The organism is Pseudomonas sp. NY15372 (genome assembly GCF_048068215.1).
In the GTDB taxonomy this organism is placed as follows: Bacteria; Pseudomonadota; Gammaproteobacteria; order Pseudomonadales; family Pseudomonadaceae; genus Aquipseudomonas; species Aquipseudomonas guariconensis_A.
The window spans coordinates 32,010-51,849 of the sequence record NZ_JBLUPY010000029.1 but is presented as its reverse complement, the minus strand read 5'-3'; the positions used below and the strand labels follow the sequence as shown (position 1 = coordinate 51,849).

Genomic DNA, 19,840 nt, shown 5'->3' with positions numbered 1-19,840 from the left:
ACCCACACGAATTGCTTGATTCGATTGTTAAAGAGCGATTTGGTTAAGAGCGTTGTCTCAACCGAGGCCGCGCATTCTACGCTTTCCTCAAAGTCTGTCAAGCGTTTATTTTGAAGTTTCTTACGAGAAAGTCGTTCAACTTCAACCGCTTAACGCGCTGCGATCTCTCGTAGCGGGAGGCGAATCATACAGCGTTAAAACCTGCTGTCAACTGCCTTTTTCACCGCTGCCGATCTGTGAGACCGAAGCCTTCCGATACCACCTGAACCGTTCAACTCATTGAATCTCAAGGAGTTTTGCGTTTCTACTGCATCGGAAGTGGGGCGCATTATAGGCCCCTGAAACGGCACGTCAACCGTTATTTTCAAAAAACTTCGATATTGCCGAAAAACAAAGCGGGGAGGCCTACCGGCCTCCCCGCTTCAACCCACTCTATTTAAAGACTAGGAAACGCAAACTGCGAAGCCTCATGGCTCGCCCGCTGCGGCCAGCGCTGGGTAATGGCCTTGCGACGGGTATAGAAGCGCACCCCGTCCGGGCCATAGGCATGCAGGTCGCCAAACAACGAACGTTTCCAACCACCGAAGCTGTGGTAGGCCACCGGCACCGGCAGCGGCACGTTGACACCCACCATGCCCACCTCGATCTCATCGCAGAACAGGCGCGCTGCCTCACCGTCACGGGTGAAGATGCAAGTGCCGTTGCCGTACTCATGCTCGTTGATCAGGCGCATGGCATCTTCCAGGCTGTTCACACGCACCACGCACAGCACCGGGCCGAAGATCTCTTCTTTATAGATGCGCATTTGCGGGGTGACATGGTCGAACAGAGTGCCGCCAACGAAGTAGCCGTCCTCATGACCGCTCACGCGCAGGCCACGACCGTCGACCACCAGCTTGGCACCAGCAGCCACACCGTCATCGATATAGCCCACCACCTTGTCACGGGCTGCAGCAGTCACCAACGGGCCCATGTCCAGGCCACAGGAAGTACCGGCACCGATCTTCAGTGCCTTGATCTGCGGCTCAAGCTTGGCGATCAGCGCATCGGCAACCTGGTCGCCCACGCACACTGCGACCGAAATAGCCATGCAGCGCTCGCCGCAGGAACCGTAGGCCGCGCCCATCAGCGCGCTGACCGCGTTGTCCAGGTCGGCGTCGGGCATCAGCACGGCATGGTTCTTCGCGCCCCCCAAAGCCTGCACACGCTTGCCGCGCTTGGTGCCTTCGGCATAGATGTATTCGGCGATCGGGGTCGACCCCACGAAGCTCAGGGCCTTGACCTCTGGCGCCTCGATCAATGCATCGACCGCTTCCTTGTCGCCATGCACAACGTTGAGGATGCCTTTGGGCAAGCCTGCTTCGTGGAGCAACTGGGCGATGAACAGGGTCGAGCTCGGGTCACGCTCGGACGGCTTGAGGATGAAGGCGTTGCCACAGGCAATGGCCAGCGGGTACATCCACAGCGGCACCATGGCCGGGAAGTTGAACGGGGTGATGCCGGCGACGATGCCCAACGGCTGGAAGTCGGACCAGGCGTCGATGTTCGGGCCAACGTTGCGGCTGTACTCACCCTTGAGCAGCTCCGGCGCGGCGCAGGCGAACTCGACGTTCTCGATGCCGCGCTTGAGTTCACCGGCAGCGTCTTCCAGGGTCTTGCCGTGCTCTTCGCTGATCAGTTGCGAAATACGCGCTTCGTTCTGCTCCAGCAGTTGCTTGAAGCGGAACATCACCTGGGCACGCTTGGCCGGCGGCATGTTACGCCAGGCCGGGAATGCAGCTTTGGCCGAATCGATGGCTTCCTGGACGGTGGCGCGGCTGGCCAGTTCGACCTTGCGGGTACTCTCGCCCGTGGACGGGTTGAAGACATCGGCGGTGCGCTCGCCCTTGGAAACCAGCTCGCCGTTGATCAGGTGCTGAACGATGCTCATGCAGTACTCCAGATAAGAAGGTAGAGGCAGGCGCGTAGGAACGCGCCTGTCGTCAGAGTCGGAAAAGATCAGTCGATCTGGTTCAGGGCTTCACCCACCGCATCGAACAGGCGGTCCAGTTCCTGCGGCTGGGTGTTGAAGGTTGGGCCGAACTGCAGGGTGTCGCCACCGAAGCGGACATAGAAGCCGGCCTTCCACAGCTTCATCGCCGCCTCGTAGGGACGCACGATGGCATCGCCGTCACGCGCAGCGATCTGGATGGCACCGGCCAGGCCATAGTTGCGGATGTCGATGACATTCTTGGTGCCCTTGATGTCGTGCAGCACCTTCTCGAAGTGCGGCGCCAGCTCGGCAGCCGACTGCACCAGGCTTTCTTTTTGCAGAAGGTCCAGCGCGGCGATGCCAGCGGCGCAGGCCACCGGGTGGGCCGAATAGGTATAGCCATGGGGGAATTCCACAGCGTATTCGGGCGTCGGCTGGTTCATGAAGGTTTGGTAGATCTCGCTGCTCGCGATCACCGCGCCCATGGGAATGGCGCCGTTGGTGACCTGCTTGGCGATGCACATCAGGTCAGGGGTCACGCCGAAGGCTTCGGAGCCGGTCATGGCGCCCATGCGGCCGAAGCCGGTGATCACTTCGTCGAAGATCAGCAGGATGTTGTGCTGGGTGCAGATCTCGCGCAGGCGCTTGAGGTAGCCCTTCGGCGGCGGCAGCACGCCCGCGGAACCGGCCAGTGGCTCGACGATGACGGCGGCGATGTTCGAGGCGTCATGCAGCTCGATCAGCTTGAGCATCTCGTCGGCCAGGGCGATACCGCCCTCTTCCGGCATGCCCTTGGTGAAAGCGTTGCCCGGCAGAAGAGTGTGGGGCAGGTGGTCGACATCCAGCAACTGGCCGAACAGCTTGCGGTTGCCATTGACCCCACCCAGGCTGGTACCGGCGATGTTCACGCCGTGATAGCCACGGGCACGACCGATGATCTTGGTCTTGGTCGCCTGGCCTTTCAGGCGCCAATAGGCACGCACCATCTTCAGTGCGGTGTCGCAGCACTCGGAACCGGAGTTGGTGAAGAACACATGGTTCAGGTCGCCCGGGGTCAGCTCGGTGATTTTCTCGGCCAACTGGAAGGCCAGCGGATGGCCGAACTGGAACGCCGGGGAATAGTCCAGCACACCGACCTGGCGCGCCACCGCTTCGGAGATTTCCTTACGGGTATGCCCGGCGCCGCAGGTCCACAGACCCGACAAGGCATCGAAGACCTTGCGCCCCTTGTCGTCGACCAGGTAGCTGCCTTCGGCCGCGACGATCAAGCGCGGGTCGCGCTGGAAGTTGCGGTTGGCGGTGTAGGGCATCCAGTGGGCATCCAGCTTGAGCTGGCTGGCAATGCCGGTGGCGGCGGTTTCGGGCATGTTCATCGGCGGTTCCTCGGAAGACGATTAGGCAACGATGGATGTTGTTGCAGCTAAGGTGGCATGGGGATAACGTAAGAAAAACTCTGCTTTTCTAATCTTTGGATATGCACCCACTAAACTTAAAGCCCCTTGCCGGAAACACCTTGCCAATCAATGAGCTGCCCGCGGGCTGCACGCTCGCAACCCTGCGACTGCATGGGATCGACTGTTTTATCCACAAGGTTTGGCTTTAAGGTTGTGCTCCCGTCCCACTCCAACGAAGGCCCATCGTGAAACGTCCACAGCCACTCGCCCAGGTCAGCGACTTCGATATCCGCCTGCTGAAGATCTACCGCAGCGTGGTGGAATGCGGAGGATTCTCGGCAGCCGAGAATGTCCTCGGCATCGGTCGCTCGGCCATCAGCCAGCAGATGAACGACCTGGAGCAGCGCCTCGGCCTGCGCCTGTGCCAACGGGGCCGGGCCGGTTTCTCGCTGACCGAGGAAGGTCGCGAGGTCTATCACTCGGCGCTGCAACTGCTCAGCGCCCTGGAAACCTTCCGCACCGAAGTCAACGGGTTGCACCAACACCTGCGCGGCGAGCTGAACATTGGCCTGACCGACAACCTGGTCACCCTGCCGCACATGCGTATCACCCACGCCTTGGCCGAACTCAAGGACCGCGGCCCCGACGTGCGCATCCAGATCCGCATGATCGCCCCCAGCCAGGTCGAGCAGGGCGTGCTGGACGGCAGCCTGCATGTGGGTGTGGTGCCCCAGACCAGCCCGCTCTCGGGCCTGGAATACCAGCCCCTGTACAGCGAACGCTCGCTGCTCTATTGCGCCGTAGGCCACCCGTTGTTCTATGCCGACGACCAGCAGGTCGACGACCGGCGTCTCAACAGCCAGGATGCGATCGCGCCGACCTTCCGCCTGCCCGCCGACATCCAGGCGCACTACCAGGCCCTGCATTGCACGGCCAGCGCGTCGGACCGCGAAGGCATGGCGTTCCTGATTCTAACTGGGCGCTATATCGGCTACCTGCCCGACCACTACGCGTCCTTCTGGGTACAGCAGGGCCGCCTGCGCGCCTTGAAGCCGGCCGAGCGCTTCTACGACCTGAGCCTGAGCTGGGTGACCCGCAAGGGCCGCCGACCGAACCTGGTGCTGGAAAGCTTCCTCGAAAGCCTGGCTGCGACACGCTGATGCCTATGCATGCCGCCAGTGCTTGTCACTTCGGCACAGGAAGGTAATCTTGTCCGACATCCGTTGCCACTGAACCGTACGGAACCGTCCATGACCCTTGAAGTCCCTGCGCACCTACCTTCCACCTCGGGCAAACCCGCCGGCCGCATTCGTCAGAAAAACGAACAAGCCATCATCCAGGCCGCCGAAGACGAGTTCGCCCGCCATGGTTTCAAGGGCACCAGCATGAACACCATCGCCCTGAAGGCCGGCTTGCCCAAGGCCAACCTGCATTACTACTTCACCAACAAGCTTGGCCTGTACATCGCCGTGCTGAGCAACATCATCGAACTGTGGGACAGCACCTTCAACGCCCTGAGCGTCGAGGACGACCCGGCCCAGGCGCTGAGCCACTACATCCGCACCAAGATGGAGTTCTCCCGGCGCAACCCGCAGGCCTCGCGGATCTTCGCCATGGAGGTGATCAGCGGCGGCCAGTGCCTGAGCGAGTACTTCAGTGCCGACTACCGCGACTGGTTCCGTGGCCGGGCGGCGGTATTCCAAGCCTGGATCGATGCTGGCAAGATGGACCCGGTCGACCCGGTGCACCTGATCTTCCTGCTGTGGGGCAGCACCCAGCACTATGCCGACTTCGCCACCCAGATCTGCCAAGTCACCGGCCGCAGCCGCCTGACCAAGCAAGACATGGAAGACGCCAGCAACAACCTTATCCACATCATTCTCAAAGGCTGTGGCATCACCCCGACAGCCTGACCCGGACCTATGCCTTCTACCCTGCTCGACCTCTGCGAATTCCGCGAGGAAATCCGCAAGAGCCGCTTCATCACCCTCGCCGCGCCGATCAGCAGCCCGGCCGAGGCGATGAGCTTCATCGAACGCCACAGCGACTTGGCCGCCACCCATAACTGCTGGGCCTGGAAACTGGGCGCTCAATACCGCAGCAGCGACGACGGCGAACCTGGCGGCACCGCCGGCCGACCGATCCTCGCAGCCATCGAGGCCCAGGATTGCGACCAGGTGGTGGTGCTGGTGATCCGTTGGTATGGCGGCATCCAGCTGGGCACCGGCGGGCTGGCCCGCGCATACGGCGGCGGCGCCAACAAATGCCTGCAACAAGCGCCCAAACGGGTGCTGGTGCAGCGCAGCGAATACCGCTGCAGCTGCAGCTTCAGCGAACTGGCACTGCTCAAGCTGCGCCTGGCGGACGTAGACGGCCTGGTGTTGGACGAACAGTTCACGGCCAATGGCGTGGACTTGCAGGTCGCCCTCGGCGAGGCCCATCTCGAAGGGCTGCAGCAACAGTTGGCTGACCTGAGTCGCGGGCGGATCCGGCTGGAGCCGTGCGAGCGCTGAGAAGCCTGCAGATTGCTCACAACAACTGTGGGCCCACCTGTGGATAAGCTTGGGGCATTCACGCCCAGGCCTTGAACTACAAGGCCTGGAAGGCATTGATCATATTTTGATCACATTTTCATGACAGCGTTGAAAGTACCCGAATAACAGCGAGTTATCCCCAACCCCTGAGTGCTGTGACACACCTGCGGCACAGGTTTCCCCGATAAAGGCTTGCTCACAGATAATGTGGAATGTGCTGTGGATAACCCGTGAACCCCTGAGCGTAACGCGCGAATTCAAAGGGCTTGGGGCAACTGATCATTTTTTGAACAACCTCTACCAGGCGGCCTGCCCGCTTCTGGCGTATGCTCTGGACCTCACCCTCGGATGTTCAAGGAGTCTCCGCCATGCCCACCTCTAAAACCGCCCTGATCATCGGAGCCTCTCGCGGGCTGGGTCTGGGCCTGGTGCAACGTTTGCATGAAGATGGCTGGAAGGTCATTGCCACCGTGCGTGACCTGCAGAAGGCCGATGCACTACGTGCGCTGCCCGGTGTGCGCATCGAAACCCTCGAGATGAACGACACCGCCCAACTGGACGCCCTTCGCGAGCGCCTGCAAGACGAAGTCCTCGACTTGCTGTTCATCAACGCCGGCGTGATGGGGCCGCTGCCACAAGACCCAGAAACCGTCCGCACCGAGGCGCTGGGCAATCTGTTCATGACCAACGCCGTGGCACCGATCCGTGTCGCCCGACGCCTGGCGGGGCAGGTCCGCGAGGGCACAGGTGTACTGGCCTTCATGAGTTCCATCCTGGGCAGCGTGACCATCCCCGATGGCGGCGAGATCTGCCTGTACAAGGCCAGCAAGGCCGCCCTCAACTCGATGATCAACAGTTTCGTGGTCGACCTGCAACGTCCCGACCTGTGCGTGCTGGCCATGCACCCCGGCTGGGTGAAAACCGAAATGGGTGGCGAAGGTGCCGACATCGACGTCCTTACCAGCACCCGCGGCATGCTTGAGCAGGTCAAGGCCCAAAGCGGCCGCGCCGGCCTGCACTTCATCAACTACAAAGGCGAAAGCCTCATCTGGTGAATTGAAAGCCACGTGGCGAGGCAGTAGACTCCAAGCCTCGCCCCGGCGAACCTGGATCAGCAGACAGGGCAACACTGAGCTGGCTAACCTGAACCCACTTTCAGAGGAGCCGGCACCATGCCTGCGACCCGCATCTGGTTGAAATCCCCTCTTGCCATCTTCACCGCCAACGGCGCCGACGCCCGTGGTGGCCTGGTCATCGAAGACGGCCGTATTACCCAACTGCTCGCCCTTGGCGAAAGCCCCAGCACGCCTTGCGACCACGTCTTCGACGCGCGCGAGCATGTAGTACTGCCAGGCCTGATCAACACCCACCACCATTTCTATCAGACCCTCACCCGCGCCTGGGCGCCGGTGGTCAACCAGCCGTTGTTCCCCTGGCTCAAGACCCTCTACCCGGTCTGGGCACGGCTCACCCCAGCCAAGTTGGAACTGGCCAGCCAGGTCGCCCTGGCGGAGCTGCTGCTGTCGGGCTGCACCACCGCAGCGGACCACCACTACCTGTTCCCGACCGGCCTGGACAACGCCATCGACGTGCAGGTCGAGGCCGTGCGCAAACTGGGCATGCGCGCCATGCTGACCCGCGGCTCCATGAGCCTGGGCGAAGCCGATGGCGGCCTGCCACCGCAACAGACGGTGCAGGAAGGCGAAGTGATCCTCGCCGACAGCCAACGGCTTATCCACAGCTACCACGAGCGCGGCGATGGCGCCCACATCCAGATCGCCCTGGCGCCCTGCTCGCCCTTCTCGGTCACGCCCGAGATCATGCGCGCCAGTGCCACCCTCGCCGAAGAACTCGACGTACGCCTGCATACCCACCTGGCCGAGACCCTCGATGAAGAGGACTTCTGCCTGCAGCGTTTCGGCCTGCGCACGGTGGACTACCTGGACAGCGTAGGCTGGCTCGGCCCACGCACCTGGCTGGCCCACGGCATTCATTTCAACCCCGAGGAAATCACCCGCCTGGGCCAGGCCGGAACCGGTATCTGCCACTGCCCGAGCTCGAACATGCGCCTGGCGTCGGGCATCTGTCCAACCGTGGAACTGGAAACGGCAGGCGCACCCGTGGGCCTGGGTGTCGACGGCTCGGCTTCCAACGATGCGTCGAACATGATCCTTGAGGCGCGCCAAGCCCTGTACCTGCAACGCCTGCGCTACGGTGCCGAGCAGATCACCCCTGAACGCGCCCTGGGCTGGGCCACCCGCGGTTCGGCACGCCTGCTGGGGCGCAGCGACATCGGCGAGCTGGCCGTCGGCAAACAGGCCGACCTAGCCCTGTTCAAGCTCGACGAACTACGCTTCTCAGGCAGCCATGATCCTCTTTCGGCCCTGTTGTTGTGCGGCGCCGACCGTGCCGACCGGGTCATGGTCGGCGGCCAGTGGCGTGTCATCGACGGGCAGATCGAAGGCTTGGACGTACAAGGCCTGATCGCCGACCACCGCCAGGCGGCGGCCCAGCTGATCGCCGGTTGATCCAAACAGGAAAGGGCTGCCCGGCAGCCCTTTTCCCATGCATCGGGCCAGCCCCTGTAGAATGTCGGTAACCGTACCTGACCGAGATTGCACACATGTATGACTGGCTCAACGCCTTGCCCAAGGCTGAACTGCACATGCACCTGGAAGGCTCCCTGGAGCCCGAGCTGCTGTTCGCCCTGGCCGAGCGCAACAAGATCGCCTTGCCCTGGGCGGACGTTGAAACCCTGCGCAGCGCCTACGCTTTCAACAACCTGCAGGAATTTCTCGACCTCTATTACCAAGGCGCCGATGTCCTGCGCACCGAGCAGGACTTCTACGACCTGACCTGGGCCTACCTGCAACGCTGCAAGGCCCAGAACGTCATTCATACCGAACCCTTCTTCGACCCACAGACCCACACCGACCGGGGCATCCCCTTCGAAGTGGTGCTCGACGGCATCCGCCAGGCCCTTAAGGATGGTCGCGAGCAACTGGGCATCGGCAGCGGGTTGATCCTGAGCTTCCTGCGCCACCTGAGCGAAGAAGAAGCGCAAAAGACCCTCGACCAGGCCCTGCCCTTCCGTGATGCCTTCGTCGCCGTGGGCCTGGACAGCTCCGAGAAAGGCCACCCGCCCAGCAAGTTCCAGCGCGTCTTCGATCGAGCCCGCAGCGAAGGCTTCCTGACCGTGGCCCACGCCGGCGAGGAAGGCCCGCCCGAGTACATCTGGGAGGCCATCGACCTGCTGAAGGTCCAGCGTATCGACCATGGCGTACGCGCCATCGAAGACGAACGCCTGATGCAACGCATCATCGACGAGCAGATCCCGCTGACTGTCTGCCCGCTCTCGAACACCAAGCTCTGCGTGTTCGAGCACATGGGCCAGCACAACATCCTCGACATGCTCGAGCGCGGCGTGAAGGTAACGGTCAACTCCGACGACCCTGCCTATTTCGGTGGCTACGTCACCGAGAACTTCCACGCCCTGCACACCCACCTGGGCATGACCCAGGACCAGGCCCGGCGCCTGGCACAAAACAGCCTGGACGCACGCCTAGTACGTTGATGATCGCCTATGGCACCTTGCAGGTTCGGCCTAGCCCACCTGCAAGGACGGCAGACGGGCAATGCGGTTGATATTTTGGATACCCATCGCGGAAATCTGCAAAGCCCGCGACGCTTCCTGTTCACGCAGCCACCCCGATTGCATGAACAACCTGAACAGTGCATTTCCCAGTTTGCCGCCCAGGTGCGGGCCCTGGTCGCTCCACTCGTTGCAATGGCAGATCGCGCAACCGTGTCGCTCCCCGGGCGCCAGCGCTTCGATGAAGACGCCGATGGCAGCCAGCTGCGCGCGCCCCTCTGCAGTGACCCGCGGATGCTCCTGGCTACCCTCCAGCCATCCTGCCACGATCAGGCGATGGTAGAGCTCGGCCGCCAGTTCGCCACCGAGGTGGTCGCCACAACGTCGAGCCCTGCGCATGGACAAGGGTACCTGCAGCGAAGTCGTCTGCCCGCTGCGCTGGCCCCGGCGCTCGAGTCGCACACTGGCCAGGGCCTCGACCGCCGCACCGACTTCCGGCGTAGCCAGGCGGAAGTAGCGTTTCCGGCCGCGCGACTCCAGCCTCAGCAGGCCGGCCGAGGACAGCAATGAAAGATGGGCACAAGCCGATGACGAGGTCAGCCCGGTCATCACGGCCAGCTCATCGGCCGGGCGAGGTATGCCATCGATCAACGCCCATAACATGGCGCTGCGCTTGGGGTCGGCCATCAGGCCGGCGATCTGGGCAATACTGCTGACTGCTTTCATTTCAACTCCCTGGATGATCACGTCTGGTTCCGTGGCCAACCGGCGCAGCGGGAATGCCCCTCGGAAATGGCGTAATTGGATTTCGGGCGCTGGTGTTCGCGATAGGCGAGGCATTCCAGTCACGCTCGAAGAAACTCCTCACTTGCCATTCCCTGGCAGGGAAGTATCTCTCGCTGGCATTGGCCGCGGCAGCCAGTATAAGGCGCTCTAGCCCGTGCGCCTGCGCCGCGGCGCGGCTTTACAGGCCAAGACAGGCCGGGGTTGGCTGACCCTCGCCCCACCATCAGGCCCAAGGCTTATCGGCAAGCAGCCCCGCCAACATCGCCGGGCCCCCCGGCGCCGCGAGACCGCACCACACCTGAATGCCCTCGTGAAAGCGAAGCGTCGGAGGACAATGCCGACACCAGCCTTCCTCAAATATGGCAAGCCAAAGCGAAGGTTTCGCCATCTCCTGCAACAGGGCCTTATCCACAGGCCGGAGGCAGGCGGACAGAAGGTACGACCGCCAGTCAGAACAGCTGCGCCAGCACATGGCGCAGGCAAAGGGTGGCGCTACACTTCAGCGGCTCCCACCCACCGGAGGAATGCCGCGATGAAGATTGTCGTCACTACGTCGAACCGCAATCCCAACTGCCCGTGGCAGGTCCGGCTCGACCAGCATGTGGTGAGTTTTCGCAGCGAAGCCGAGGCGCGCCTGTTCGTCGCCACGCTGGAAAGCCGCCTGCAGGCTCCCCATACCCTTACGCCGAACGCCTGGCCTGCAAGCGTCGAGTCAACATTGCCACACTGACCACCAGTGCGCCGCACAGGCTGATCACCAGGGCCATGGGCACTGCACTACCGTCGTGCAGCACACCCACCAGTGCCGCCGCGCCCGCCGCGACGCTGAACTGCAGGCAGCCCATCAATGCCGAGGCGCTGCCGGCGCGGCCGCCCTGACCGCTCATGGCGCAGGCCGACGCGTTGGGGATGATACAACCCAGGCTTGCGATGCACACGAACAGCGGCACCAGTAGCGGCCACAGCTGCGCTGGGCGTAGCGCCGCCATGGTCAGCAGCACAAGTGCTGCCGCCAGGTACAACCACACCGCCCGTGCCAGCAGGAAGGCCGGGCCGCGCTTGGCCAACAAACGTGCGTTGACCTGAGCCATGAGAATGAAGCCTGCGGCATTGGTGCCGAACAGCCAGCCATAGTGTTCAGCCGGCACGTCATACAGCTTGATGAACACGAAGGGCGAGCCGGCGATGTAGGCGAACATGCCCGCAATGGCGATGCCGCCGGTCAATGCATGGCCCAGGAAAACCCGGTCGCCCAGCAAGCGCAGGTACTGGCGCAAAGCACCGGACAGCGGTTGGCGTGGCGTGTCTGCCGGCAGGCTTTCCGGCAACCCGAGGCTCACGGCCAGCAGGCAGGCCGCGCTGAACAGGCCCAAGGCCAGGAAGATCGACTGCCAGCCCGCCAGGTTGACCAGCACCCCGCCCAGCATCGGCGCCAGGATCGGCGCGAGCCCCATCACCAGCATCAGTTGCGAGAACACCTTGGCCGATGCCACCGCGTCGCACTTGTCGCTGACAATGGCGCGCGACAGCACCATTCCTGCGCAGCCGCCCAACGCCTGCACGAAGCGCGCAAGGATCAGCGTATCGAGGTTCGGTGCATAGGCGCAGGCCAGCGAGGCCAGGGTAAAGAGGGTTATGCCGAATAGCAGGGGTTTGCGCCGGCCGAAACGGTCAGCCACCGGGCCATAGGCCAGTTGGCCCAGGGACAGGCCGAGGAAATAGGCGGCCAGGGTGGTCTGGACGTGTCGTTCGTCCGTGGCGAAGGCATGCGCCATGGCGGGGAAGGCAGGCAGGTAGAAGTCGATCGCCAAGGGCCCGAACGCACTGAGGGCGCCCAGGATCAACACAATTCGCAGGTTCATCAGAAATCCATAGCAGGCTAAGCAAATGCGTAAGTGTACCTGCACCGAACGCTGTCAGTATGAAAACCTTTGTAATAATTGCAGGCCCAAGCGCTAGCGGGAGATCACCCAGCCCTTGCCAGGCGATGGTGTCATCAGGCCCGGCCTAATCGCGGGACAAGCCCGCTCCCACTAGCCATTTATTCTCTGCACGACAGCGCAGCCCGAAAGCTTGGGTGCTCTGTGGGAGCGGGCTTGTCCCGCGATTGGGCGATCCTGCTGCCGCAACTCATGGCAAGGACTACGCCTCGACCTCAGGCCACCTCGGCCTGGTAGCCCTCTTCACGAATCGCCGCCACGATCTGCTCGGCCGCCAGGCGGCTGTGCACCCTCACTTGCCTCGCGGCCAGGTCGACATCCACCTGGGCAGCGCCGTCCTGCTCCTGCACCGCACGGGTCACCGCCTTGACGCAATGGCCGCAGGTCATGCCTTGAACGTTGAATACATGCATTGGGTCTTGCTCCATTCAGGGGAATTGGTAGCAGTCTCAAGCTTGCCATCATGGCAAGGTCAAGTATTGACCGAACCGGCCGGGGTGGAAATCCGCGCGCGGCTCGGCCAAGCTGCGCCTTTGACGATCTGGCAAGCAGGAGATTCTTCATGTTCAGGGCAGCATTGGGCCTGGTTGGGCTGCTGGGGGCATTGGCCGCGGTACCACCGGCCAGCGCCGAGGGCAATTCGGACTACAGCGTGCTGATCATTTCCCGGGAGCGCCTGGAAGTCGCCACCAATTGCGAAATAGGTATCTACCTCAACGACCAGCTCTCCGGTCGCCTGTTCCAGGAGCAAGCGACCTCGTTCAACCTGCCGCCAGGGCCGGTGGACGTACGCCTGCGCCTATTGCCCGGCCAGGTGCCAGGCTGCGCCCCGGGCATCGAAAACCAACGCAGCACCCGCCTGACCCTGCAAGCCGGGCAGATCAGCAAGTACCGCATTGCCATGGGCCATGATGGCCTCCAGCTCAAGCGCGCGGGTCTCGGCTATTGACCTTACCCACGTGGCAAGGTTGATGCTGAAGGCCTGTCCAAGGAGGAGAGCCCATGTCCGCACCTACCACGTTCGACCTGCCGATCTCCGGCATGACCTGCGCCAGCTGTGCTGGCCGCGTCGAGCGCGCCCTGCGCAAGGTCACCGGCGCTGAACAAGTCAGCGTCAACCTCGCCACCGAACAGGCCCGGGTCCAGGCCCCGGCCGACAGCCTGCCCGCCCTGGTCGATGCAGTCCGCGGGGCCGGCTACGGCGTCCCCACCCGCACCGTCGAGCTGCAGATCGGCGGCATGACCTGCGCCAGCTGCGTGGGCCGCGTCGAACGCGCCCTGGGCAAGCTGCCGGGGGTCGAGCAGGTCAGCGTCAACCTGGCCAGCGAACGCGCCCACCTCGACGTGCTAACGGCACTGGACGACAGCCTGCTGATCGCGGCGGTGGAAAAAGCCGGCTACAGCGCCAGCCTGCCCGAGGCCACCCGCGAGGACCAGACCGACGCCCAGCGCCGCCTGCGCAACGAGCGCCTGGCGGTCGGCGCAGCGCTGCTGTTGGCCCTGCCGCTGGTGCTGCCGATGATCGTCCAGCCGTTCGGCCTGCACTGGATGCTGCCGGCCTGGGTGCAGTTCCTGCTGGCCACGCCGGTGCAGTTCGTACTCGGTGCACGCTTCTACGTCGCCGCCTGGAAAGCCGTGCGCGCCGGTACCGGCAACATGGACCTGCTGGTCGCCCTGGGCACCAGCGCCGGTTACGGCCTGAGCCTGTATGAATGGGCCCGGGATTCGGCGGGCATGGCGCCGCACCTGTACTTCGAGGCCAGCGCAGTGGTCATCGCCCTGGTACTGCTGGGCAAGTACCTGGAAAGCCGGGCCAAGCGCCAGACCGCCAGCGCCATCCGCGCCCTCGAGGCACTGCGCCCCGAGCGTGCCCTGCGCATGGTCGACGGCCGCGAGGAAGACGTCGCGATCAGCCAGCTGCGCCTGGGCGACCTGGTCCTGGTCAAGCCTGGCGAACGCTTCCCGGTCGATGGCGAGGTGCTCGAAGGCAGCAGCCATGCCGACGAGGCGCTGATCAGCGGGGAAAGCCTGCCTGTGCCCAAGCACCCCGGCGACCCGGTCACCGGCGGGGCCATCAATGGCGAAGGTCGCCTGCTGGTGCGCACTCAGGCCCTGGGTACCGAAACCGTACTGGCGCGCATCATTCGCTTGGTCGAGGACGCCCAGGCGGCCAAGGCGCCGATTCAGAAACTGGTAGACCGGGTCAGCCAAGTGTTCGTCCCGGCGGTACTGGTGCTGGCCTTGGCCACCTTGCTCGGCTGGTGGCTGGCCGGGGCACCGCTTGAAACCGCCTTGATCAATGCCGTCGCCGTGCTAGTGATTGCCTGCCCTTGCGCGCTCGGCCTGGCGACCCCGGCGGCGATCATGGCCGGTACCGGTGTCGCCGCCCGCCACGGCATCCTGATCAAGGACGCCGAAGCGCTGGAGCGTGCCCATGCCGTCAACCGGGTGGTCTTCGACAAGACCGGTACCCTCACCTCCGGCAGCCCGCGGGTGGTACACAGCCAGGCGGTGGACGGCAACACGGGCGACCTGCATCGCCTCGCCGGGGCCTTGCAACGCGGCAGCGAACACCCCTTGGCCAAAGCCGTGCTCGACGCCTGCGCAGAGCAGGGCCTGCAGGTGCCGCAGGTAACCAACAGCCAGTCCCTCACTGGCCGTGGCATCGCCGGGCACGTCGAGGGTCGTGAACTGGCCCTGGGCAACCGTCGCCTGCTCGAGGAGAGCGGCCTGCAAGCGGGCGAGCTGGCCCGCTGGGCGCAAACCTGGGAGGCTGAAGGTCGCACCTTGTCGTGGCTGATCGAGCGCGCACCGCAACCGCAGGTGCTGGGCCTGTTCGCGTTCGGCGACAGCCTCAAGCCCGGTGCTGACCAAGCCATCGCCGCGTTGCACGCACAGCACATCAGCAGCCACCTGCTGACCGGCGACAACCGCGGCAGCGCCCAGGTCGTGGCCAATGCCCTGGGCATCGACGACGTACACGCCGAAGTGCTGCCCGCCGACAAGGCCGCCACCGTGGCCGCGCTCAAGCGCGACGGCGTGGTGGCCATGGTCGGCGATGGCATCAATGACGCTCCGGCGCTGGCCGCCGCCGATATCGGCATCGCCATGGGCTCGGGTACCGACGTGGCCATGCAGGCTGCCGGTATCACCCTGATGCGTGGCGACCCGCGCCTGGTACCCGCTGCGCTGGAAATCAGCCGCAAGACCTACGCCAAGATCCGCCAGAACCTGTTCTGGGCCTTCATCTACAACCTGATCGGCATCCCCCTGGCCGCCTTCGGCCTGCTCAACCCCGTGCTGGCCGGCGCTGCCATGGCCCTGTCCAGCGTCAGCGTGGTGAGCAATGCCCTGTGGCTGAAGACCTGGAAACCCACCGACCACCGGCAGGAGTATCCATGAACATCGGCCAGGCCGCCCGCCGCAGCGGGCTCAGCACCAAGATGATCCGTTACTACGAGTCCATCGGCCTGCTCAAGCCGGCCCTGCGTAGCGACAGCGGCTACCGCCTGTACCAGGCCGACGACCTGCATACCCTGGCGTTCATCAAGCGCTCGCGCGACCTGGGCTTTTCCCTGGAGGAAGTAGCCCGGCTGCTCACCCTTTGGCAGGACCGCCAACGTGCCAGCGCCGATGTGAAAGCGCTGGCCATGCAGCACATCGACGAGCTGAACCGGCGAATCGAGGAGCTGGTCAGCCTGCGCGACACCCTGGGGGAGCTGGTCGCCCACTGCCAGGGCGATGATCGGCCGGACTGCCCGATCCTCAAGGACCTGGCCGAAGGCAAGGGGTGTTGTCACTGAGCAGGCGCGAACCTATGCACCTGTCTTGTGCAGTCTGGGCGGGCCTAGTCGCCGACAAGCCGGCTCCCACCTGGACAGCGCACCCACAGCTGTCGGCGAAATCGCTGCCGGACACCACCAAACACGACCAACCCACCTCCAAACACGACTTCATGCCATAAATACGGGGCGTCGGCCTATAAAAAAACCCACCGCTGCCGATCTAAAGATCACCTGCCTCTAGCAACGAACAAGAACAAGATCGGGAGCGTGGATGAACATCAAGCAGAAACTGACCTGGGCCTTCGCCGTCATCGCCGGCCTGCCCATCGTCCTCGTAGCCACATTGGTAGTCCTCAACCTGCGCGGCGAAGCCCGCGAGGATTTCCTCGACAACAGCAGCCGGGAAATCCGCCAGGTCGCCAACGCGATGAACATCTTCTTCCAGGGCATCGACCAGAACCTGGACTATCTGGCTGCCCAGCCCCTGTTGGCCGCTGCAGACGGCACGCTCAACAAGTACATGGACGCCAATCCGAGCAGCTCCCTGGGCGAGCAGGACCAGCAGATCTTCGACTTCTTCGCTCGGCTGGCCGAGGCCCACCCCAACTACGCCTACGTCTCCTACGGCGTCAGCGACGGCGGCTATGTCGGTTGGCCCGCCGGCCAGAAGTTCGCCAACTACGACCCTCGCCAGCGCCCCTGGTACCAGTTGGCCCTGGCCAACCCGGGCAAGACCGTACGCACCAGCGCCTACTACTGGGCAGCGGACGACACGGTGCTGGTCGGCACGGTTCGCGCCATCGCCAACCAGCTCGGCAACCCCGGTGGCGTGGTCAGCATCGATGTTTCCCTCAACGGCCTTACCGAAATCGTCAAGAAGATCAAGCTCGGCGAAAGCGGCTACCTGATGCTGGTGGAAAACAACGGCAACGTGATGGTCGACCCCCGCGATGCCAGCCACAACTTCAAATCACTGGCCAGCTTCGGCGACGGCTACGCCGCCCTGGCCAAGGCCGGCAAGGGCCTGGTGGAAGTGGAGCTGGGCGGCGAACACTACATGGCCAACGTCTACCCGGACGAGCAACTGGGCTGGACCTTCATCGGCCTGATCCGCCATGACGAAGTGATGCAGACCACCACCCGCCTGAGCTGGCTGATCGGCGGCATCGCCCTGGCCCTGGCCGTGCTCTTCGCGGCCGTGGGCACCGCCTTCGCCAAGCTGATCGTACGCCCGATCAACAGCGTCACCAGCGGCCTGGAGGACATCGCCCAGGGCGAGGGCGACCTGACCCGCAGCCTGGAAGTCCGCGGGCGCGACGAAACCGCCCAGCTGGCCAGCTGGTTCAACCAATTCCTCGGAGCCATTCGCAACCTGATCCAGCACATCGGCACGGCCGCCGGGCAGATCCTGCACACCTCCAGCAGCTCGACCCGCGTGTCCGGCGACATGGCCGAAGCCGCCGGGCGTCAGCGCGAGGCGGTGGACATGGTTTCCACTGCCTTCCATGAGATGGTCGCCACCGCCAACGAAGTGGCCCGCTCGTGCAGCCAGGCCGCCGACTCTGCCGACAGCGGCCAGCAGCAGGCTCGCGAAGGCCAGCAGCAGATCGACGCGGCGGTACAGAGTGTCGACCGCCTGAGCCAGGAGATCGAACAGTCGGCTCTGTCGATCCAGCAGCTCGAACGCGACAGCAACGCCATCCAGTCCATCCTGGGCACCATCCGCTCGATCGCCGAGCAGACCAACCTGCTGGCCCTCAACGCCGCCATCGAGGCGGCCCGCGCCGGAGAGCAGGGCCGTGGGTTCGCGGTGGTGGCCGACGAGGTGCGTGCCCTGGCCAAGCGCACCGCCGACTCCACGGCAGAGATCGACGGCCTGCTGGGCAACCTGGCCTCACGCACCGCCCAGGTGGCCGAGCAGATGCATGCCAGCCTCGAGGTCTCGCAACAATCGGTCAGCCGCATTGGCCTGGCCCGTGACAGCTTCGGGCAGATCCGCGAGTCGGTGGACATCATCCGCGACATGAACACCCAGATCGCCACTGCCGCCGAGGAGCAGCACCAGGTGGCCGAGGACATCAACCGGCATATCAGCCAGATCCACGGCGACGCACAGCTGGTGGCCGAACTGGCCCAAGCCGCGCGTAAGGACTCCGAAAGCCTGGCGGGCCTGTCCAACGAGCTCGATGCCCTGGTGCGCAGGTTCCGTACCTGATCACATCCAGCACGACCGCCCCCACAGGCCCCCTGTCGTACCTGTGGGGGCCACTGTCTTGAATGGCTTGTCCCGGCCCAATCGCCGACAAGCCGGCTACCACAGGTACGGCGGTGCTCTGAAACAGCGCAGGCCTGGTGGGAGCCGGCTTGCCGGCGATAGAGACAGCCTCTAACGCTCGACGATGACCGTCACCCCCTGCCCACCCGCCGCGCAGATCGAGATCAGCCCCCGCCCCTTGCCCGCCTTGGCCAGCAACTTGGCCATGTTGGCCAGGATCCGCCCGCCGGTCGCCGCGAACGGGTGCCCAGCCGCCAGTGAACTGCCCTTCACATTGAGCTTGCTGCGGTCGATGCTACCCAGCGCCCCATCCAGCCCCAGGCGGTCACGGCAATAGGCCGCGTCTTCCCAGGCTTTGAGCGTACACAGCACCTGGGCGGCGAACGCTTCGTGGATTTCGTAGTAGTCGAAGTCCTGCAGGCTCAGGCCGTTGCGCGCCAACAGGCGCGGCACGGCATACACCGGGGCCATCAGCAACCCCTCCTGCCCGGTGACGAAATCCACCGCAGCGGTTTCGCCATCGACCAGATAGGCCAGCACAGGCAAACCTTGATCCTGCGCCCACTGCTCGCTGCCGAGCAGCACCACCGAGGCGCCATCGGTCAGCGGCGTGGAGTTGCCTGGCGTCAGGGTACCCAAGCCGCTGCGGTCGAACACCGGCTTGAGCTTGGCCAACTGCTCCAGGGTCAGGTCCGGGCGCAGGTTGTTGTCCCGCGCCAGCCCCAGGTAGGGCGTAAGCAGGTCGTCATGCCAGCCTTCGTTGAACGATGCCAGCAGCTGCCGATGGCTCTGCAGGGCCAGCTCGTCCTGCTCGAGGCGCTCGATCTGCCAGGCTTGGGCCATGCGCTCGCAATGCTCGCCCATGGACAGCCCCGTGCGCGGCTCCTCGTTGCGCGGCAGCTCGGGTTTCAAGTGTTTCGGGCGCAACTTGAGGAAAGGCTGCAGCCGCTGTATCAGGTGCTTGCCACGGTTGGCCCGCAGCAAAATGCGCCGCAACCCTTCATTGATGGCGATCGGGGCGTCGGACGTGGTGTCCACGCCCCCGGCTATGCCGCAATCGATCTGCCCAAGGGCGATCTTGTTGGCTACCAGCAGCGCCGCCTCCAAGCCTGTGCCGCAGGCCTGCTGGACGTCATAGGCCGGGGTTTGCGCCGAAAGCCGCGAACCCAGCACGCACTCGCGGGTCAGGTTCATGTCCCGGGCATGCTTGAGCACCGCGCCGGCAGCCACCTCGCCCAGGCGCAGGCCATGCAGGCGATAGCGCTCGATGAGGCCTTCGAGCGCGGCGGTGAGCATCGCCTGGTTGCTGGCGTTGGCGTAGGCGCTATTGGAGCGTGCGAAAGGGATCCGGTTACCGCCCAGGATCGCGACCCGGCGAGGTGAAGCCATGCCCATGTTCCTCCTGAAACAATTTGATCCGTACAGTCTAGTGTCCTGTCTCGGAAATAAGCTGTTCACTTTTGGCGGCGTCTTGGGCGCCCGGTCGGCGTTGCCACTGGCCAAAAGAGAACGCATTTCAAAGACACACACTAGGTGTTTTTACCGCGTTCGAACGACCCTGA

Annotated in this window: 17 protein-coding genes and 1 pseudogene; 12 read left to right on the top strand and 6 right to left on the bottom strand. The window is 64.1% G+C overall.

The window, feature by feature from the left end; all coding sequences use genetic code 11:
* Positions 1 to 436: 436 nt before the first annotated feature.
* Both ACNFG0_RS17670 and ACNFG0_RS17665 read right to left on the bottom strand, forming a co-directional pair.
* Positions 437 to 1,930, bottom strand: coding sequence for a CoA-acylating methylmalonate-semialdehyde dehydrogenase (locus tag ACNFG0_RS17670; protein ID WP_084858705.1), 1,494 nt, complete (start codon positions 1,928 to 1,930; stop codon positions 437 to 439).
* Between the two features lie 68 nt (positions 1,931 to 1,998).
* Positions 1,999 to 3,345, bottom strand: coding sequence for an aspartate aminotransferase family protein (locus tag ACNFG0_RS17665; protein WP_196146411.1), 1,347 nt, complete (start codon positions 3,343 to 3,345; stop codon positions 1,999 to 2,001).
* A gap of 263 nt (positions 3,346 to 3,608) precedes the next feature.
* Here ACNFG0_RS17665 and ACNFG0_RS17660 point away from each other — a divergent pair, with 263 nt between their 5' ends.
* The 6 genes from ACNFG0_RS17660 (at position 3,609) to ACNFG0_RS17635 (ending at position 9,474) form a co-directional block, all read left to right on the top strand.
* Positions 3,609 to 4,526 carry a LysR family transcriptional regulator gene (locus ACNFG0_RS17660; protein WP_416765838.1) on the top strand — a complete coding sequence of 306 codons (918 nt, stop codon included), beginning with the start codon at positions 3,609 to 3,611 and terminating at the stop codon, positions 4,524 to 4,526.
* Between the two features lie 90 nt (positions 4,527 to 4,616).
* Positions 4,617 to 5,279, top strand: coding sequence for a TetR/AcrR family transcriptional regulator (locus ACNFG0_RS17655; protein ID WP_084858707.1), 663 nt, complete (start codon positions 4,617 to 4,619; stop codon positions 5,277 to 5,279).
* A gap of 9 nt (positions 5,280 to 5,288) precedes the next feature.
* Complete coding sequence (locus tag ACNFG0_RS17650) at positions 5,289 to 5,879, top strand: IMPACT family protein (protein ID WP_416765834.1); 591 nt, start codon at positions 5,289 to 5,291, stop codon at positions 5,877 to 5,879.
* A gap of 389 nt (positions 5,880 to 6,268) precedes the next feature.
* Positions 6,269 to 6,955: an SDR family oxidoreductase gene (locus ACNFG0_RS17645; RefSeq protein ID WP_416765832.1), complete on the top strand. Its 687-nt coding sequence runs from the start codon at positions 6,269 to 6,271 to the stop codon at positions 6,953 to 6,955.
* Positions 6,956 to 7,072: 117 nt separating this feature from the next.
* A complete protein-coding gene (locus ACNFG0_RS17640) occupies positions 7,073 to 8,428 on the top strand; it encodes an 8-oxoguanine deaminase (protein WP_196146408.1) in 1,356 nt (451 codons plus the stop codon).
* A gap of 95 nt (positions 8,429 to 8,523) precedes the next feature.
* Positions 8,524 to 9,474 (top strand): adenosine deaminase, encoded by a 951-nt coding sequence (locus ACNFG0_RS17635; protein ID WP_416765831.1) that lies wholly within the window; start codon positions 8,524 to 8,526, stop codon positions 9,472 to 9,474.
* Between the two features lie 30 nt (positions 9,475 to 9,504).
* Here the strand turns inward: ACNFG0_RS17635 and ACNFG0_RS17630 are convergent, their stop codons facing one another.
* Positions 9,505 to 10,218, bottom strand: a complete 714-nt coding sequence (locus tag ACNFG0_RS17630) for an ArsR/SmtB family transcription factor (protein WP_196154854.1) — start codon at positions 10,216 to 10,218, stop codon at positions 9,505 to 9,507.
* Between the two features lie 592 nt (positions 10,219 to 10,810).
* Between ACNFG0_RS17630 and ACNFG0_RS17625 the strand changes: the two genes are divergently transcribed.
* Entirely contained in the window at positions 10,811 to 11,008 is a 198-nt protein-coding gene (locus ACNFG0_RS17625) for a hypothetical protein (protein WP_416765830.1), read from the top strand.
* Here the strand turns inward: ACNFG0_RS17625 and ACNFG0_RS17620 are convergent.
* Complete coding sequence (locus ACNFG0_RS17620; RefSeq protein WP_196146404.1) at positions 10,959 to 12,140, bottom strand: multidrug effflux MFS transporter; 1,182 nt, start codon at positions 12,138 to 12,140, stop codon at positions 10,959 to 10,961. The genes ACNFG0_RS17625 and ACNFG0_RS17620 overlap by 50 nt on opposite strands.
* Before the next feature lie 293 nt (positions 12,141 to 12,433).
* The gene (locus ACNFG0_RS17615) at positions 12,434 to 12,631 is read right to left on the bottom strand and encodes a heavy-metal-associated domain-containing protein (protein WP_196146403.1); all 198 of its coding nucleotides are present in this window, start codon (positions 12,629 to 12,631) and stop codon (positions 12,434 to 12,436) included.
* 149 nt (positions 12,632 to 12,780) lie between these two features.
* Between ACNFG0_RS17615 and ACNFG0_RS17610 the strand changes: the two genes are divergently transcribed.
* The 5 genes and pseudogenes from ACNFG0_RS17610 to ACNFG0_RS17590 all read left to right on the top strand — a co-directional run bounded on the left by ACNFG0_RS17610 (position 12,781) and on the right by ACNFG0_RS17590 (position 18,218).
* On the top strand, positions 12,781 to 13,167 hold the full coding sequence (locus tag ACNFG0_RS17610) for a hypothetical protein (protein ID WP_196146402.1): 387 nt from the start codon (positions 12,781 to 12,783) through the stop codon (positions 13,165 to 13,167).
* A gap of 53 nt (positions 13,168 to 13,220) precedes the next feature.
* Entirely contained in the window at positions 13,221 to 15,620 is a 2,400-nt protein-coding gene (locus ACNFG0_RS17605) for a heavy metal translocating P-type ATPase (RefSeq protein WP_416765828.1), read from the top strand.
* Positions 15,617 to 16,021 (top strand): Cu(I)-responsive transcriptional regulator, encoded by a 405-nt coding sequence (gene cueR / locus ACNFG0_RS17600; protein ID WP_196146400.1) that lies wholly within the window; start codon positions 15,617 to 15,619, stop codon positions 16,019 to 16,021. Before ACNFG0_RS17605 ends, cueR begins: the two co-directional genes overlap by 4 nt.
* A 253-nt stretch (positions 16,022 to 16,274) precedes the next feature.
* Positions 16,275 to 17,360 (top strand): annotated as a pseudogene (locus ACNFG0_RS17595) (cache domain-containing protein); the annotation flags it as partial.
* 90 nt (positions 17,361 to 17,450) lie between these two features.
* Positions 17,451 to 18,218, top strand: coding sequence for a methyl-accepting chemotaxis protein (locus ACNFG0_RS17590; RefSeq protein ID WP_416765836.1), 768 nt, complete (start codon positions 17,451 to 17,453; stop codon positions 18,216 to 18,218).
* A gap of 171 nt (positions 18,219 to 18,389) precedes the next feature.
* Here ACNFG0_RS17590 and ACNFG0_RS17585 read toward each other — a convergent pair whose 3' ends face one another.
* Complete coding sequence (locus ACNFG0_RS17585; RefSeq protein ID WP_416765826.1) at positions 18,390 to 19,667, bottom strand: acetyl-CoA C-acetyltransferase; 1,278 nt, start codon at positions 19,665 to 19,667, stop codon at positions 18,390 to 18,392.
* Positions 19,668 to 19,840: the final 173 nt, after the last annotated feature.

Excerpts from the sequence above, each read along its gene's own strand:
- ACNFG0_RS17650 (WP_416765834.1), top strand. The coding sequence starts at position 5,289 with ATGCCTTCTACCCTGCTCGACCTCTGCGAATTCCGCGAGGAAATCCGC.
- ACNFG0_RS17640 (WP_196146408.1), top strand. The coding sequence starts at position 7,073 with ATGCCTGCGACCCGCATCTGGTTGAAATCCCCTCTTGCCATCTTCACC.
- ACNFG0_RS17630 (WP_196154854.1), bottom strand. The coding sequence starts at position 10,218 with ATGAAAGCAGTCAGCAGTATTGCCCAGATCGCCGGCCTGATGGCCGAC.
- ACNFG0_RS17670 (WP_084858705.1), bottom strand. The coding sequence starts at position 1,930 with ATGAGCATCGTTCAGCACCTGATCAACGGCGAGCTGGTTTCCAAGGGC.
- ACNFG0_RS17585 (WP_416765826.1), bottom strand. The coding sequence starts at position 19,667 with ATGGCTTCACCTCGCCGGGTCGCGATCCTGGGCGGTAACCGGATCCCT.
- cueR (WP_196146400.1), top strand. The coding sequence starts at position 15,617 with ATGAACATCGGCCAGGCCGCCCGCCGCAGCGGGCTCAGCACCAAGATG.
- ACNFG0_RS17655 (WP_084858707.1), top strand. The coding sequence starts at position 4,617 with ATGACCCTTGAAGTCCCTGCGCACCTACCTTCCACCTCGGGCAAACCC.
- ACNFG0_RS17625 (WP_416765830.1), top strand. The coding sequence starts at position 10,811 with ATGAAGATTGTCGTCACTACGTCGAACCGCAATCCCAACTGCCCGTGG.
- ACNFG0_RS17665 (WP_196146411.1), bottom strand. The coding sequence starts at position 3,345 with ATGAACATGCCCGAAACCGCCGCCACCGGCATTGCCAGCCAGCTCAAG.
- ACNFG0_RS17615 (WP_196146403.1), bottom strand. The coding sequence starts at position 12,631 with ATGCATGTATTCAACGTTCAAGGCATGACCTGCGGCCATTGCGTCAAG.
- ACNFG0_RS17610 (WP_196146402.1), top strand. The coding sequence starts at position 12,781 with ATGTTCAGGGCAGCATTGGGCCTGGTTGGGCTGCTGGGGGCATTGGCC.
- ACNFG0_RS17605 (WP_416765828.1), top strand. The coding sequence starts at position 13,221 with ATGTCCGCACCTACCACGTTCGACCTGCCGATCTCCGGCATGACCTGC.
- ACNFG0_RS17645 (WP_416765832.1), top strand. The coding sequence starts at position 6,269 with ATGCCCACCTCTAAAACCGCCCTGATCATCGGAGCCTCTCGCGGGCTG.
- ACNFG0_RS17620 (WP_196146404.1), bottom strand. The coding sequence starts at position 12,140 with ATGAACCTGCGAATTGTGTTGATCCTGGGCGCCCTCAGTGCGTTCGGG.
- ACNFG0_RS17590 (WP_416765836.1), top strand. The coding sequence starts at position 17,451 with ATGGCCGAAGCCGCCGGGCGTCAGCGCGAGGCGGTGGACATGGTTTCC.
- ACNFG0_RS17635 (WP_416765831.1), top strand. The coding sequence starts at position 8,524 with ATGTATGACTGGCTCAACGCCTTGCCCAAGGCTGAACTGCACATGCAC.